The organism is Methylobacterium sp. NFXW15 (assembly GCF_049887755.1).
GTDB lineage: Bacteria > Pseudomonadota > Alphaproteobacteria > Rhizobiales > Beijerinckiaceae > Methylobacterium.
The window spans coordinates 564,867-580,248 of the sequence record NZ_JAGEKG010000001.1; the positions used below are offsets into that span (position 1 = coordinate 564,867).

Consider the following 15,382-nt stretch of genomic DNA (forward strand, 5'->3'; position numbering starts at 1 on the left):
CGATGCACCATTGCATACGATCGTTGCTGCGCGCGCGAGAAAGACGGGCTGGAGCAGCAAATCAAAAAATTTGACGGGCGAAATCGTGCGCCGCCAGTAAGATGAACGCCGAAAACGGGTCATCAAGAGACACGGGAGGAGGCGCCGCATGGACGTTCATGAGTACCAAGCCAAGGAGCTGCTCGCGAGCTTCGGCGTCGCGGTTCCGAAAGGTGCCATCGCGTTCAGCCCGGACCAAGCGGTCTACGCCGCCACCGAACTCGGCGGCTCGTTCTGGGCGGTGAAGGCGCAGATCCATGCCGGCGCCCGCGGCAAGGCGGGCGGCATCAAGCTGTGCCGCACCTATAACGACGTCCGCGACGCCGCCAAGGACCTGCTCGGCAAGCGCCTCGTCACGCACCAGACCGGGCCGGAGGGCAAGCCGGTCCAGCGCGTCTACGTCGAGACCGCCGACCCGTTCGAGCGCGAGCTTTACCTCGGCTACGTCCTTGACCGGAAGGCCGAGCGCGTCCGTGTGATCGCCAGCCAGCGCGGCGGCATGGAGATCGAGCAGATAGCCGCCGAGGAGCCGGAGGCGCTGATTCAGGTGGTGGTCGAGCCCGCCGTCGGCCTTCAGCAGTTCCAGGCCCGCGAGATCGCCTTCAAGCTCGGCCTCAACATCAAGCAGGTCGCTGCCGCCGTGAAGACGATCATGAACGCCTACCGGGCGTTCCGCGATTGCGACGGCACGATGCTCGAGATCAACCCGCTGGTCGTCACCAAGGACGACCGGGTGCTGGCGCTCGATGCCAAGATGTCCTTCGACGACAACGCCTTGTTCCGTCGCCCGACCATCATGGACATGCACGACCCCTCGCAGGGCGACCCGCGCGAGGCCCAGGCCGCCGAGCACAACCTCAGCTACATTGGCCTCGAAGGCGAGATCGGCTGCATCGTCAACGGTGCGGGCTTGGCCATGGCAACCATGGACATGATCAAGCACGCGGGTGGCGATCCGGCGAATTTCTTGGATGTCGGCGGCGGTGCGTCCCCCGAACGGGTGGCGACGGCCTTCCGGCTGGTCCTCTCCGACCGCAACGTGAAGGCGATTCTCGTCAACATCTTCGCGGGCATCAACCGCTGCGATTGGGTCGCCGAAGGCGTCGTGAAGGCCGCTCGCGAGGTGAAGATCGACGTGCCGCTGGTCGTGCGGCTGGCCGGCACGAATGTGGAGGCCGGGAAAAAGATCCTGGCCGAGAGCGGCCTCGACCTCATCACCGCCGACACACTGACCGAGGCCGCGCGCAAGGCGGTCGACGCCTGCAACGCCGCCAAAGACACTCACAACAACAACCGCTGACCGGGGGGAGATCAGGCCATGAGCATTCTCATCGACGAATCCACGCCGATCATCGTCCAGGGCATCACGGGCGACAAAGGCACCTTCCACGCCAAGGAGATGCTGGATTACGGCTCCAACGTCGTGGGCGGCGTCACGCCCGGCAAGGGCGGTCGCACCCATCTCGGCCTGCCGGTGTTCAACACCGTGAAGGAGGCCGTGGAGGCGACCGGCGCCACCACCTCGATCACCTTCGTCGCCCCGCCCTTCGCGGCGGACGCGATCATGGAGGCGGCGGATGCGGGCTTGCGCCTCGTCTGCTCCATCACCGACGGCATTCCCGCCCAGGACATGATGCGTGTGAAGCGCTACCTCTACCGCTACCCGAAGGAGCGGCGGACGATGGTGGTGGGCCCGAACTGCGCGGGCATCATTTCCCCCGGCAAGTCGATGCTCGGCATCATGCCCGGCCATATCTACCTGAAGGGCAATGTCGGCGTGATCTCGCGCTCCGGAACGCTGGGCTACGAGGCCGCCTCGCAGCTGAAGGAGCTGGGGCTCGGCATCTCGACCTCGGTCGGCATCGGTGGCGATCCGATCAACGGCTCCTCCTTCCTCGACCACCTCGCCCTGTTCGAGATGGACCCGGACACCGACGCGGTGCTGATGATCGGCGAGATCGGCGGTCCGCAGGAGGCAGAGGCCTCGGCCTGGATCCGGGACAACATGTCGAAGCCGGTGATCGGCTTCGTCGCGGGCCTCACCGCCCCGAAGGGCCGCCGCATGGGCCATGCCGGCGCGATCATCTCCGCCACCGGCGACAGCGCCGCCGAGAAGGCCGAGATCATGAAGAGCTACGGCCTCACCGTGGCGCCGGATCCGGGCTCCTTCGGCCAGACCGTCGCCGACGTGCTCGCCCGGGCGGCCTGAGCCGGAGGGACAAGCGACCGCCCTCTCGCAGAGGGCGGCCGGACATCGAGCCATCTCCCACCCTAGACCTCATCCTGAGGTGCCCGCGCCAGCGGGCCTCGAAGGAGGGGTCCAGAAGCCGCCGCGATCCCTGGAGCTCTCCTTCGAGGCGGCCGACGCCGCACCTCAGGATGAGGGTGACCGGGATAAGCCGGGGCTTCGGGAACGGGCCGCGACCATCAAAACGACCAACAGACAAGAGGGCTTCCCCATGCCCACGACGCTCCACGCCAGTCCCGCTTCCGCCTCGGTCACCGGCTTCGCGCCGCCGGTCATCACCGGCACCTCGTCGGAGGTGGCCCTGGACATCCTGTTCCAGGCCCTGCTCGACGTCGCCCGTCGGCACGATCCCGAGCTGGAGGCCGTGCTACACGGCACGGCCGACATCTCGCGCTTCTCGCCCGAGATGCTGGCTCGCGCCCTTCAGGTCCAGGGGATCTGGTTCCAGCTGATCTCCATCGCCGAGCAGAACGCCGCGATGCGCCGCCGCCGCCACACGGAGCGGACGGAGGGCCGCGCGGCTCTGGGCGGATCCTTCGCGAAGGTGTTCTCCGAGGCCCGCGCCCGGGGCATTCCGCCGGAAAAGATCCAGGCCCTGCTCAACGACCTTCGGGTGCGCCCGACGATTACCGCCCACCCCACCGAGGGCAAGCGCGTGACCGTGCTGGAGAAGTTCCGGCGCATCTACCTCGTGCTGCGCGAACTGGAGATGCCGCGCTGGACCGATCGCGAGCGCAACGGTCTGATGAACGAGCTGCGCGACCAGATCGAGCTGGTCTGGATGACCGGTGAGTTGCACCTCGAGAAGGCGACCGTCGAGCGTGAGGTCGCCTGGGGCCTGCACTTCTTCGATGAATCGCTGTTCGAGATGCTGCCCGAAACCATGGATTCCCTGGAGGAATCCCTGAGCGAGGCCTATCCCGACACCCAGTTCAAGGTGCCGCCCTTCTTCCAGTTCGGCTCGTGGATCGGCGGCGACCGGGATGGCAATCCCTTCGTCACGGCCGCGGTGACGCGCACCACCCTGCAGCGCAACGCCCTGGCCTCGCTGACCCGCTACCGCGACGGCGTGCGGGAACTCGGCCGCACGCTCTCGCTCACGGAGCGGACGCTCGCCGTGCCCGCCGCCTTCCGGGAGGCTCTGTCGCGCCAGCTCGCCGAGAGCGGGCAGGCGCGCGCCATCGAACGGCGCAACCCCGGCGAGGCCTATCGCCAGTACCTCTCCTGCGTCCTGCGCAAGATCGAGGCGACCATTGCCCGCAACGAGGGGCGCCACCCCTCCGGCCCGGATTATCCGAGCGCGGACGGCCTGATCGAGGACCTGCGGGTGCTGGAACGCGGTCTTGCCGAGGCGCAATGCGGTGCACTGGCCCGCGATCTCGTGCGGCCGGTGCGGCGGATGGTGGAAATCTTCCGTTTCTCGACGGTGCGCCTCGACCTGCGCGAGAACACCACCCGTACCACCGACACGCTGCGCGCCCTGTGGCGGCAGGAGAATGGCGACGGCGAGCCGCCCGCCCTCGATTCAGCGGCTTGGCGTGCTTGGCTCGATGCCAGCCTCGCGCGGACGCGCGATCCCGAGCGATCCTTCGAGAACCTGCCCGACGCGGCGCGCGAGACGCTCGCCACCTTCGCCCTGGTGGCGGAGATGCGTGAGAACCTCGACCGTGAGGCCTTCGGTGCCTTCGTGCTGTCGATGACCCGCTCGGTGCCGGACATTCTCGGCGCCTACCTGTTGGCCAAGGAGGCAGGCGTGTTCCTCGATGCCTCCGGCACCGAGATCTGCCCGCTGCCCATCGTTCCGCTGTTCGAGACCATCGACGACCTGCGCGCCGCACCCGCCATCATGCGCGAGCTGCTCGCCGTGCCGGTGGTGCGCCGCTCCACCCGCTGGCAGGGCGGGGTGCAGGAAGTGATGATCGGCTACTCGGATTCCAACAAGGACGGCGGCTACGTCGCCGCCAACTGGGAGCTCTACAAGGCGCAGAGCAAGCTCACCCGGCTTGGTCAGGAGCTCGGCGTGCCGATCGCCTTCTTCCACGGGCGCGGCGGCTCAGTGAGCCGGGGCGGCGTGCCGACCCATCGCGGCATCGCGGCCCAGCCACCGGGTTCGATCCGTGGGCGCTTCCGCATCACCGAGCAGGGCGAGGTCGTCTCGTTCAAATACGCGAACCGGGGCACCGCCGCCTACCAGATGGAATTGCTCGCGGCCTCAGTGTTCGAGCATGCCCTGGCGGGCGAGGGCAACGGCAACGCGGCCGGGCACGACGATGCCCTGGAAGCCCTCGCGGGCGCCTCGCGGGCGGCCTACGTCAACCTGCTGAACACGGACGGGCTCGTCGATTACTTCCAGGCGGCGAGCCCCCTGGACGAGATCGCCCTCCTGAACATCGGCTCGCGCCCGGCACGACGCTTCGGCGCCCGCTCCCTCTCCGATCTGCGGGCGATCCCCTGGGTGTTCGCATGGTCGCAGAACCGGCACGTCGTCACGGGCTGGTATGGCGTGGGCTCCGGGCTCGCGAGCTTCATCGACGTGCGTGGCCGGGAGGGGGAGGCGACCCTCAAGCGGATGTTCAACGACTCGCGCGTCCTGCGCCTCGTCCTCGACGAGGTTGAGAAGACCCTCCTGATGGTCGATCTCGACATCGCCCGCGCCTATGCCGGCCTTGTGCCGGATACAGGCATCCGCAACCGGATCTTCTCCGCGATCGAGGCCGAATATGCCCTGACGAAGGAGATGGTGCTGCGGGTGAGCGGCGGCTCGGAACTCGCCGAGCGCTTCCCCCTGTTCCGCGACCGCCTGAAGGGGCGGCTGCCGACGATCAACCAAGTCTCCCGCGAGCAGGTCGAACTGCTCGCCCGCTACCGCAGCGAGACGGACGAGGACCGGAAGGAGGCGGTGAAATCCGCCCTGCTCCTGTCGATCAACTGCATCGCCGTGGGCTTCGGGGCGACGGGGTGAGCAGCCGGACCACCCCGTCATTGCGAGCGTGAGCGAAGCAATCCAGGGCAGCGGGACATTCCCGAACGTATCGCGTCCTTGGATTGCTTCGCTCTGCTCGCAATGACGGTGAGAACCCTGTCCGAAACAGCCAGGAACACCAGTTGAACCCCCGGCGCGCCACACCCGACCCGCGCGGGACAAGACCACCCCAAGGAGGAACACGAAGATGAGCTTTACCCTGATCCAACAGGCCAAGGCGCGCCTGCACCGCTCCGAACTCGCCGTTCCCGGCTCGAACCCGACCTTCATGGAGAAGTCGGCCTCCTCGGCAGCCGACGTGATCTTCCTCGATCTGGAAGACGCGGTGGCCCCCGACGACAAGGAACAAGCCCGCAAGAACATCATCCAGGCGCTGAACGACCTGGATTGGGGCAACAAGACCATGATGATCCGCATCAACGGTCTCGACACCCACTACATGTACCGGGACGTGGTCGACATCGTGGAGGCCTGCCCGCGCCTCGACATGATCCTGATCCCCAAGGTCGGCGTGCCGGCCGACGTCTACGCCATCGACGTGCTCACCACGCAGATCGAGCAGGCCAAGAAGCGTGAGAAGAAGATCGGCTTCGAGGTGCTGATCGAGACCGCCCTCGGCATGGCGAATGTCGAGGCGATCGCCCAATCCTCGAAGCGCCTGGAGGCCATGTCCTTCGGCGTCGCCGACTACGCCGCCTCCACCCGCGCCCGCTCCACCGTGATCGGCGGTGTGAACCCCGACTTCTCGGTGCTGACCGACAAGGATGAGTCCGGCGCCCGGCAGACCCATTGGCAGGATCCGTGGCTGTTCGCCCAGAATCGGATGCTGGTGGCCTGCCGCGCCTACGGCCTGCGCCCGATCGACGGTCCGTTCGGCGACTTCTCCGATCCGGATGGCTACCGCTCGGCGGCCCGCCGCTGCTCGGCACTCGGCTTCGAGGGCAAGTGGGCGATCCATCCGAGCCAGATCGAGCTCGCCAACGAGGTGTTCACCCCCTCCGAGGCCGAGGTGACCAAGGCCCGCCGCATCCTCGAAGCGATGCAGGAAGCCGCCAAGGCCGGGCGCGGCGCCGTCTCCCTCGACGGCCGCCTCATCGACATCGCCTCGATCCGCATGGCCGAGGCGCTGATCGAGAAGGCCGACGCGATGAAGTAAGGATCCTAGGAGGCGCGACCTGGGTTGCGCCTCTTTATTCCGCCTTGATAGGGAAATTGTCGCGGGCTTCACCAGCCCGTCCGTGATGGGCCGCACGCGGTCGGTTGCGGCCGGGAGTGCAGCGAATGGTTTTCGCTCTGACGATCGTCAGAAGAGCAGACGGCGAGTGGAGAGTTCATCTCCGCCTCGCCGTCCACATGTTCGGTCTGACGTGGCTAAACCCTAACGGGTGATCGCCAGGAGCCGGTGTAGCCATCACCGGCTCCACTCCCGAATATAAGCGGATCCGCGCGGTTCGCCAATCGTCCTGACAGCTTTACGAGAACGGCCGGTCGTCCGGCAGCCGTGCCGCCGCGATCTCCTCAGGCGTCGGATCGCGCAGGGGTCTGATCCCCTCACGCCATTCCGGTGCGATCAATCCGAGCCGGGCAAACCCGTCGAGCCAGCCGTCCATCGGCCAGATCCCGTGGCGATCATGGAAAAGCTGGGCGTTGGTGGCGATATCGCGAAAATGCTGGAGTGGCGGATCATAGGCCGGATGGTGCTGGTGGAAGGCGAGCGGACCGCCCAGGAACAGCACCGGAACACCTGCCGCCTCCGCGCGGAAAGCGAGGTCCGTATCCTCGGCGCCATAACCGGAAAAGCTCTCGTCGAACCCGCCAAGCCTGTCATAGGTCGAGGCTCGCACCGCGAAGGCGAGTGACCAGAACAGGCCGGGCTGCGGCGCGGGAGCGACCCCAGAGACCGGGAAGTGCCGCACCGGGTGGAGATGCCCCGCCGCGATGAGGTCCGCCTCGGTCCAGCCGTCATGCACGGCCCCGGCGGGCAGGTAGCGCACCGCGCAGCAGATCAGCCCGTCATGGTCCCGCGCCGCCGCGGAGAGATCCGCGACGAGATGTGCCGAGGGGATGCAATCGACATCGAGATAGACCAGCACGTCGGCATCGCCCGCCGCGCGGCGCCCTGCGTTTCGAGCCGCCGCCAAGGGCAGGCCTTCCCTCGCGAGAAAGATCCGCTCCACGGGGAAGGGCAGTGGCGGCAGGGGCGAATCGTCCCCGCCCATCTCCACGACGATGCAGCGATCCGGCGCCTGTCCGCGGCCGAGACCTTCGAGCAGGCGGGCGAGATGCGCGCCTCTCCCCTTGTTGAGGGTGACGACCGCGACACTCATTCCGTGATCGCCACGAAACGCTCGCTCGGCCCGCACAGGCGGTCGATCATCGCGGGCTCCAGACGGAAGCCGGTCGGATCGTCGTGGATCAGATCCGTGGTCTGGGATTCGTGGGCATAGACCGCCTTAGCCTTGATGGCGCTGAAGGCGGACACGTCGAGGCGAAGCCCCTGCGGCGTTCCGCCGACCTCCGTCTCCGGTGGCAGGGTCCAGCCCCAGACGGGATATTCGTAGATCCGCACGCCCGGCATCCTGGGCCGGGCCAAGCCGACGATGGCGGCGGCGGCCTTGTGATCGCAATGGGGATCGTGCCGCCATGTCACGAACACCGCGCTCGCCGCGCAGGCCCGCGCGGCCTCGGCCACGGCGAGGGCCGCCGCCTCGGCGCGGTGGCCCTCGCTCGGCACATGGGCGTCGGGCAAGCGCAGGAAGGTGACGCGCGCAGGGTCCATGCCGAGCACGGCGACGGCACGACGGGTTTCGTCCTCGCGTAGCGTCCGCAGTTTCTCCGGCGGGTAGAGGGCGGAATGGGTGTGCGAGCCGCAGCCGTCGCTCACCACCACGAGACGGACATCGCGACTCTCGGCGCGGGCGGCGGCGATGAGACCGCCGCAACCGAGGCTCTCGTCATCGGGATGGGGCGCCACCACGACGAGGCCGCCCGGCCCGACCAGCGTATCGAGGGAAGCCAGCGGCAGGGTGTCGGCAGCGGCGAGAAAGGCGTCGGCACGCATCGAGCGGGGGTCTCCGGTCCCGGCGATCCCGGCCGGAACGAATGGCGGGGACCATCGGGCACACCGGCTGAACGGTGCCTGAGCAGCCTTACCGGTCGTTCTCCGTCGTCAGGTTGCCGAGCCGCGTGCCCTCATCGATGCCCTGCGCCTCGCCGAGGCGGACGCCCGGCATGGGTGATTCGGTGAAGACGATGCCCGCCGCCGTGAAGGCGCTGCGCAGCACCTCGATCTGGCCGGAGGGCGAATCGCCGTAGCCGGACTCGAAGGTCTTCACCAGGGATGGATCGCATCCAGCCTTGTTCGCCAGATCGGCCTCAGACCATGCGAGCAGTCCCCGTGCCGCCCGCGACTGGGCCGGAGTCATCACCAGGGGTACCTCTCCGCTCTGGACGCCTTCGTCGGATCCCGTCACGTCAAATCTCCTGCCAACGTGGTCCACAACGATGCCGGACCGGCAACGTTTCCCTTTCAAGTGGCCCGTGATCATAATTGTGCTGAAATTGAACGTCATGGAGCCCGACGCCGGAACCGCCGGGGGGCGGGACCGGACGGTCCAACCAGCGCGAACGCGCGACAAAGGGGCAGAACGATGAGAGCGGTGCTGATCGCCACGCTGGCCTGTACCGTGATGGCCGCGGGCATTTTCTCGACGAGCGAGGCTCAGGCCCAAATGGCTGGCCAGGGCACGGGCTTCGGCAAGGGCTTTCGCCGCCCGGGTGGCGAAGACGGCAAGAAGCCTCAGTACGTCCCCGGCGCGAAGGCGCAGGAGAAGAATTTCCCGCTCGATTCGACGTGGACCGCCGTGAGCCTGAACGGCAAACCGTTCGGCGGCAACGACCGTCCGAGCTTCATCGTCGACAAGCAGTACCGCGCCCGTGGCTACGGCGGCTGCAACACCTTCGCGGCTACGGCCTTCCCGCTGCGCGAGCAGCACATCGCCGTGGGCCCCCTGGCGCTCACGAAGCGCCCCTGCGACAAGTCCATTGCCGCAACCGAGCAGGCGTTCTTCGTCGCCCTGCGCACGGCGGGCGCCTGGGACATCGTCGGCTCGCAGCTCGTGTTGAAGAGCCCGAACGGCGAGCTCAAGTTCGACCGCGCCCTGTAAGAATCTGTTCATAACGCCGATCGAAAGCCGCCGGTCTTCAGGCGGCTTTCAGGGGGGCGGGTATTCTATCTCCCGGTGACAGGGGGGTGGCGTATGCCGGTCGGTTCGGGTTCTGGACAGGCTCATCTTTCCGGACACGGCCTCGCTCCTGCGAGGTCGGCCGGGCCTAGCGGATTCCATCCCCTCGCCCTGTGGATCGCCGCTGCCGCGCCGGTGGCCGCCACCCTTCTCCTTCTCGTCCGGCTGGCCGCCTGATCCTCACCGGCCGCCCTCACAGGCGGCCTGCCCAGCGAGTGACCACCATCTCCGACGCCGAATCGAAGCCCGCGGCGCGCGAGCGCGGCTCACGCCTGTTGCTCGGGCTGCTGCCGCCGCTTGTGCTCGCCCTGGGCTGGGAAGGTGGCGTCGATGCGGGGCTGTTCTCAGGCCGCCTGCTGCCGCCCCCGAGCCGGATCGCGGCGACCCTCTGGCAACTCACTGCGTCCGGCGATCTAGCGATGCATGTCGAGGCGACGCTGATGCGCGTCGGCCTCGGCTTCGCCTTCGGTGCGCTGACGGGCATCCTCGCAGGCGCCCTCGTCGCCACTCTGCCGCGCCTGCGCTGGCTGATCGATCCGTCCCTGCAGGCCCTGCGAGCGGTGCCCTCCCTTGCCTGGGTCCCGTTGTTCATCCTCTGGTTCGGCATCCTCGAGACGCCGAAAGTACTGCTGATCGCGGTCGGCGTGTTCTTCCCCGTCTATGTCGGGGTGGCGGGCGCCATCGCCTCGGTGGACCGTAAGCTCGTGGAAGTGGGACGGGTATTCCGCCTGTCGAAGGCAGCGCAGGTTCGCCGCATCCTCTTGCCCGCTGTGTTGCCCGCCACACTCACCGCCCTGCGCACGGGGCTCGGCCTCGGCTTCCTGTTCGTCGTTGCGGCGGAACTGATGGGAGCCTCCGAAGGCCTCGGCTATCTGCTGGTCGATGGCCAGCAATTCGGCAAGCCGGATCAGATCATGGCCGCGATCATCACCTTCGCGGTGGTGGGCAAGCTCGCCGACGCGCTGCTCGTCACCCTCACCGGGCCGCTGGTCCGCTGGCAGGATACGGCACGCGATTCGCTCTGATCAGCGCGGGGCACCATTTTTGGCCGGCGGCTTGGCGCAAGGCTTGGCGGACAGGCGTTCAGCCCCCTGCCGGGGCTCGGAGGACGTGACCGGAGGAAAGAGCTGCGCCAGTGCCGTGGCAACCCCGTAGAGGATGGGGTCGGCGTTGGGGCCGTCGCGCGGCGGACAGATATCGCTCTTGAGCATCGACTCAATCCGGTTCTCGCGACGGGTGGCGAACACCGGCCATCACAGCGCTAGGAAACTACGCTGCGACAATGCGGCATACGGAGCTTCGTTGCGCGGCAATTCATGTTTCTTTTGAATATGATAGTTTTTGATCCGCCATACGGCTGAACCTTGCGACCATGAAACGAAAGACATCATCCGCGGCTGCGGAGAATCGTGCCGTTGGGTGGAACCGGGAGAGGACATGCGGCGGGCCGAACCGTCATCACCACCGCACTCCGGCACTGAGCCTGGCACCCTTCGGCGGCGGCGATCTGGTCTCGCCCGCAGGCCTGCGCGAAGCAGAAGTGGCCGAGATCCTCGCAGGTGGCGATGAACCGCCCCACGGGCACGGGCCGGTACAGGTCGGCCGCGGAGGCAGGCGAGGCGGCGAACAGGGCCGCGAGTCCGAAGACGAGGTTCCAACGAGTCATCGCACCCTCCTGAGAAGGCTCACTTAGCATTGGCAGGGTGCGCGCACCTGTGCCATTCCCGCGACAGGGAGAGAAGGCCGTCGGGCCCACCAAGATCGGAGCGCGGCGTGCTCGCCATCGACGACCTGTCCAAGACCTATGCCGACGGTACGAGGGCGCTCGAGCGGATCACGCTCGCCGTACCGGCGGGGGAGATCCTCGCGCTGGTGGGCGGCTCCGGCTGCGGCAAGACCACCCTTCTGCGCCTGATCGCCGGGCTCGACCGGCCGAGCGCAGGCGCCATCACCCTCGACGGGGAAACCATCGCCGGACCCCATCCCGGCGTCGGGCTGGTGTTCCAGGAACCCCGCCTCCTGCCTTGGCTCGATGTCGCGGCCAATGTCGGCTTCGGCTTGTCCGATCTGAAGCGCGGGGAGCGGCGCGCAAGGGTGATGCACGCCCTGGAGCGGGTCGGCCTCGCCGAGCATGCCGGACGCTGGCCCCGCGACCTGTCGGGTGGCCAGCAACAGCGCGTCTCGATCGCGCGCGCCTTCGTGGCGGAGCCCCGCGTCCTGCTTCTCGACGAGCCGTTCTCGGCGCTCGACGCCTTCACCCGCAAGGATCTGCACGGCCATCTGCTCGCCCTTTGGGCCGAGCACCGGCCGACGGTGGTGCTGGTCACCCACGATGTCAGCGAGGCGGTCGCGCTCGCCGACCGGGCCGTGGTGATGCGCCCGCGTCCCGGCCGCCTGGACGAGACCCTCCGCATCGGCCTGCCCCGCCCGCGCGATCCGGCCTCGCCGCAGAGCGAGGCAGCGGTGCGCTCGATCCTCGCCGCCCTCGACCGCTCGCTGAAGCCCGCCCCCGCCCGGGCCGACGCGGCGCCTACCAACGCCAACTGGTGGTAGGCTCACCCGCCCTCCCCGCACGAGAGACCCCATGCCCCTCTACGCCCTCGACGAGCACGTTCCCCAGTTGGCCGACCCGGACCGTACCTGGATCGCGCCGGACGCGCAGGTGATCGGCCAGGTGCATCTCGGTGTCGATGTGGGGATCTGGTTCGGGGCGGCCCTGCGCGGCGACAATGAGCCGATCCGCATCGGTGATCGCAGCAACGTGCAGGAGGGTGTGATCATGCACGTCGATCCGGGCTTCCCGCTGACCCTCGGAGAGGACGTCACGGTGGGCCACGGGGCCATCGTCCATGGCTGCACGATCGGCGACGGCACCCTCATCGGCATGGGCGCGACGATCCTGAACGGGGCAAAGATCGGAAAGGGCAGCCTCGTCGGCGCCAACGCCCTGGTCACCGAGGGCAAGGAATTCCCGGACAACAGCCTGATCGTCGGCGCGCCCGCCAAAGCGGTGCGGCTCTTGGACGAAGCGGCGATCGCAGGTCTGCGGGAAGCAGCCCGCCGCTATGTCGAGAACGGCCAGCGGTACAGGAAGGGATTACGGCGGGTGGATTGACCCACGCCGCCCCCGTCATTGCGAGCGCAGCGAAGCAATCCAGGGCAGCGGGTCGCCTCAGGATGGCGCGGTTCCCTGGATTGCTTCGCCTTGCTCGCAATGACGAAGAGGGCGCGGACTCAGTTCACCTTACCCTTGACCACCTCGTAGACTTTCTCGGTCAGCGGTCCGGCTTCGGCGAGGATGCCTTCGAGTTCATCCAGGCGCTCCTGTGCGAAGTCCCGGTCTTCGAGGCCCTTGGCGTTGACGTAGACGTTGAGCGCCGCGCTTTTGAGGCCGGCATAGGCCGAGAGCACGGCCACGCCCGCGTCGGACACGACGTTGAGGTTGCCCTTGTCTGCCGTGATCGCCGCGAGGTCGATCACCGCGCGGCAGGCCCGGCAGCAGGAGAGCGGCACGTCGCAGGCTTCCTTGAGCGCCGCCTGGATGGCCTTGCTGCGGGCCTCCTTCTCCTCGTCCGTCCCCTTGGGCAGGCCGTAGGCGCCCATCACGGCGTCGAAGGCCGCGACGTCCTGAGCGATCATGCCGGTGAGGCCCGCGCGCAGGCCCTCCGACCGGGCCAGCACGTCCTTCAGTTCGTCCTCGACCTCGGCATACTTCTTCTTGCCGATGGTCAGGTTGCACACCATCGAGACCAGGGCCGCGCCCATGGCCCCGGAGATGGCCGCCGCCCCACCGCCGCCCGGAGTGGGGGCGGCGCTGGCGAGTTCCGTCAGGAACGTCTGGATCGAGTCGTTCTCGGGCCGGGCCTTGTCACCCATCACGCCATCTCCTTGGCGAGCGCGTAAATCTCTTCCGCATCGAACACCTTGTCGGTGCTCTCGAAGAGCTTGCCGATGCAGGCCCGGTGCAGTTTCAGCTTCAGGCCGCCGATGCCGAGCGCACCGAAGGCACTCTTACCGTGGCGCTCCTTGCCCTTGTCCATGGCGTCGAGGCCGCCGATGCCTGTCGGGGGCTGAGCGTTGTAATCGGCCAGGAACTCGACGGCCGGATCGTTGGCCCATGCCGATTCCGGCAGAAGCTCGACGCCGATGGCGCCCGCCGAGAAGATCAGGTTCTTGCCCTTGGCCAGCGCGATGCGCGACGCCTCATCCGGCGTGGCGGCGGCGGAGACGTTCACCCCGAAGCGCTTGTTGATGCTGTCGGCGGCGGCCTGGGTCTTGTCGAGGGCACGGCCCGCGATCACGACCTCAGCGCCCTCGCCCGCCAGCAGAGCGGCCGAGCGCATGCCCACCGGACCGGTGCCCGCGAGCACAACGGCGGTCTTGCCCTTGAGCGAACCGGCGGCCTTCGCCACCAGGGCGACGCCTGCGGCGGCGGTGGTGTTCGAGCCGTTCGAATCGAGCATGCAGGAGACGCGGAACGGGCCGAAGAAGCGCTTCTTCACGGCCTCGAACACCGCCTCGCCCTCGGCCATGTTGCCGCCGCCGACGAAGATCGCGGTCGACTTCTTCTCCGAGCCGCCACGGGTGTAGATCGTCCCATCGACATACGCGCCGACATTGTCCGGCGTGACGTTGCCGTATCCGGTGATGTGATCGGCCCCGCCATCGTAGCTCACCACCACGTCGAAGACGCTCGGGGCCGCATCGGTGTCGAACTGGAACAGCAGCTTTTTCATGGGTGTGCGGGTCCTGATCTCTGATCCGTCGGTGTTCTGAAGACGCTTACCGTCTTTGCGAGCGGAGCGAAGCAATCCAGGGCGGCGCCCCGTTCGGGACCGGCCCGGTTCCTGGATTGCTTCACTGCGTTCGCGATGACGGTTGCGGATTACCCCTCGACCACGTTCTGCGGCTTGCCCGCCACGAACGCCTCGACATTGTCGACGAGTTGGTCGGCCAGGATCTGCATGGCCTCCTTGCTCGCCCAGGCGACGTGCGGCGTGACGATGAGGTTCGGCAGGTCGGCGTCGCAGAGGATGTTGCCGTCCTTGGGCGGCTCCTGCGCCACCACGTCGAAGCCCGCGCCCGCGATGGTGCCGTCCTTGAGGGCTTCCAGCAGCGCCGCCTCGTCCACCAAGCCACCGCGGGCGGTGTTGATGAGGATGGCGTTCTTCTTCATCCGCTTCAGTTCGGCGGCGCCGATCAGGCCCTTCGTCTCCGGTGTCAGCGGGACGTGCAGGGTGATGACGTCGGACTGGCTGAGCACCGTCTCGAAGTCGGACAGGCCCTCCTGCGGGAAGGTGTCGTAGGCCAGGATCTTCATGCCCAGGGCCTCACCGCGCTTGGCGATGGACTTGCCGAGAGCTCCGTAGCCGACGATGCCCAGCGTCGAGCCGGCGATGTCGTAGATCGGGTAATCGAAGTAGCAGAACTGCCGCGACTTCGCCCAATCGCCCCGCTTCACCGAATTCGCGTAAGGGACGATGGCCCGGCGCAGGGCGAACATCAGGCCGATTACGTGCTCGGGCACGGTGTTGAAGGCGTAGTTGCGGATGTTGACGACGGTGATGCCCTGCGACTTCGCCTGGGCCTTGTCGACCACGTCCGTGCCGGTGGCGGCGACCGCGATCAGCTTGAGATCGGGAAGCTGCTTCAGCACGTCGGCGCGCATCGGCACCTTGTTGATGAGGGCGATCTCGGCACCCTGAAGCCGCGAGACGATGTCTTCCGGAGTCCAGGTCGATTCGTGCTCGACATATTCGTGCTCGAAGCTGAACGGCTTCAGCGTCGCGTCGAGCGATTCCCGGTCGAGGAACACGATCTTCTTCGCCATGGGTCGTCGGCTCCCTCTCCGGCGGCCGGGCGGCGGCC

General features: G+C 67.6%; 16 protein-coding genes. 8 read left to right on the forward strand and 8 right to left on the reverse strand.

What is annotated here, in order from left to right; all coding sequences use genetic code 11:
* The first annotated feature begins 148 nt into the window (after positions 1–148).
* The 4 genes from J4O73_RS02715 to J4O73_RS02730 all read left to right on the forward strand — a co-directional run bounded on the left by J4O73_RS02715 (position 149) and on the right by J4O73_RS02730 (position 6,426).
* Positions 149–1,339 carry a malate--CoA ligase subunit beta gene (locus J4O73_RS02715; protein WP_426214355.1) on the forward strand — a complete coding sequence of 397 codons (1,191 nt, stop codon included), beginning with the start codon at positions 149–151 and terminating at the stop codon, positions 1,337–1,339.
* Positions 1,340–1,357: 18 nt separating this feature from the next.
* Positions 1,358–2,248, forward strand: a complete 891-nt coding sequence (sucD, locus tag J4O73_RS02720; protein ID WP_426214356.1) for a succinate--CoA ligase subunit alpha — start codon at positions 1,358–1,360, stop codon at positions 2,246–2,248.
* A 250-nt stretch (positions 2,249–2,498) separates the two neighbouring features.
* Positions 2,499–5,249 (forward strand): phosphoenolpyruvate carboxylase, encoded by a 2,751-nt coding sequence (locus J4O73_RS02725; protein ID WP_426214357.1) that lies wholly within the window; start codon positions 2,499–2,501, stop codon positions 5,247–5,249.
* 208 nt (positions 5,250–5,457) lie between these two features.
* Positions 5,458–6,426, forward strand: coding sequence for an HpcH/HpaI aldolase/citrate lyase family protein (locus J4O73_RS02730; protein WP_426214358.1), 969 nt, complete (start codon positions 5,458–5,460; stop codon positions 6,424–6,426).
* Between the two features lie 316 nt (positions 6,427–6,742).
* Here the strand turns inward: J4O73_RS02730 and J4O73_RS02735 are convergent, their stop codons facing one another.
* The 3 genes from J4O73_RS02735 to J4O73_RS02745 all read right to left on the reverse strand — a co-directional run bounded on the left by J4O73_RS02735 (position 6,743) and on the right by J4O73_RS02745 (position 8,743).
* Positions 6,743–7,597 carry a glycosyltransferase family 2 protein gene (locus J4O73_RS02735; RefSeq protein WP_426214359.1) on the reverse strand — a complete coding sequence of 285 codons (855 nt, stop codon included), beginning with the start codon at positions 7,595–7,597 and terminating at the stop codon, positions 6,743–6,745.
* A complete protein-coding gene (locus J4O73_RS02740) occupies positions 7,594–8,331 on the reverse strand; it encodes a PIG-L deacetylase family protein (RefSeq protein WP_426214360.1) in 738 nt (245 codons plus the stop codon). The genes J4O73_RS02735 and J4O73_RS02740 overlap by 4 nt, the downstream gene beginning before the upstream one ends.
* An 88-nt stretch (positions 8,332–8,419) precedes the next feature.
* Positions 8,420–8,743: an XRE family transcriptional regulator gene (locus J4O73_RS02745; protein WP_426214361.1), complete on the reverse strand. Its 324-nt coding sequence runs from the start codon at positions 8,741–8,743 to the stop codon at positions 8,420–8,422.
* A gap of 177 nt (positions 8,744–8,920) precedes the next feature.
* Here J4O73_RS02745 and J4O73_RS02750 point away from each other — a divergent pair, with 177 nt between their 5' ends.
* The gene (locus J4O73_RS02750; RefSeq protein ID WP_426214362.1) at positions 8,921–9,436 is read left to right on the forward strand and encodes an META domain-containing protein; all 516 of its coding nucleotides are present in this window, start codon (positions 8,921–8,923) and stop codon (positions 9,434–9,436) included.
* Positions 9,437–9,729: 293 nt separating this feature from the next.
* Positions 9,730–10,539, forward strand: a complete 810-nt coding sequence (locus J4O73_RS02755) for an ABC transporter permease (protein WP_426214363.1) — start codon at positions 9,730–9,732, stop codon at positions 10,537–10,539.
* On the opposite strand, the gene J4O73_RS02760 is transcribed toward J4O73_RS02755, so the two are convergent.
* Together J4O73_RS02760 and J4O73_RS02765 are read right to left on the reverse strand one after the other, a co-directional pair.
* The gene (locus J4O73_RS02760) at positions 10,540–10,761 is read right to left on the reverse strand and encodes a hypothetical protein (protein WP_426214364.1); all 222 of its coding nucleotides are present in this window, start codon (positions 10,759–10,761) and stop codon (positions 10,540–10,542) included. It abuts the gene before it with no gap.
* A 140-nt stretch (positions 10,762–10,901) separates the two neighbouring features.
* A complete protein-coding gene (locus J4O73_RS02765; protein ID WP_426214365.1) occupies positions 10,902–11,180 on the reverse strand; it encodes a hypothetical protein in 279 nt (92 codons plus the stop codon).
* A gap of 107 nt (positions 11,181–11,287) precedes the next feature.
* Here J4O73_RS02765 and J4O73_RS02770 point away from each other — a divergent pair, with 107 nt between their 5' ends.
* Positions 11,288–12,067 carry an ABC transporter ATP-binding protein gene (locus tag J4O73_RS02770; RefSeq protein ID WP_426214366.1) on the forward strand — a complete coding sequence of 260 codons (780 nt, stop codon included), beginning with the start codon at positions 11,288–11,290 and terminating at the stop codon, positions 12,065–12,067.
* A gap of 31 nt (positions 12,068–12,098) precedes the next feature.
* Positions 12,099–12,629, forward strand: a complete 531-nt coding sequence (locus J4O73_RS02775) for a gamma carbonic anhydrase family protein (protein WP_426214367.1) — start codon at positions 12,099–12,101, stop codon at positions 12,627–12,629.
* Between the two features lie 119 nt (positions 12,630–12,748).
* Here the strand turns inward: J4O73_RS02775 and fchA are convergent, their stop codons facing one another.
* The 3 genes from fchA to J4O73_RS02790 all read right to left on the reverse strand — a co-directional run bounded on the left by fchA (position 12,749) and on the right by J4O73_RS02790 (position 15,344).
* Entirely contained in the window at positions 12,749–13,390 is a 642-nt protein-coding gene (fchA, locus tag J4O73_RS02780) for a methenyltetrahydrofolate cyclohydrolase (protein WP_426214368.1), read from the reverse strand.
* Positions 13,390–14,250 (reverse strand): NADP-dependent methylenetetrahydromethanopterin/methylenetetrahydrofolate dehydrogenase, encoded by an 861-nt coding sequence (locus J4O73_RS02785; RefSeq protein WP_426214369.1) that lies wholly within the window; start codon positions 14,248–14,250, stop codon positions 13,390–13,392. Before J4O73_RS02785 ends, fchA begins: the two co-directional genes overlap by 1 nt.
* 149 nt (positions 14,251–14,399) lie before the next feature.
* Positions 14,400–15,344, reverse strand: coding sequence for a D-2-hydroxyacid dehydrogenase (locus J4O73_RS02790; protein WP_426214370.1), 945 nt, complete (start codon positions 15,342–15,344; stop codon positions 14,400–14,402).
* Between the last annotated feature and the right edge of the window lie 38 nt (positions 15,345–15,382).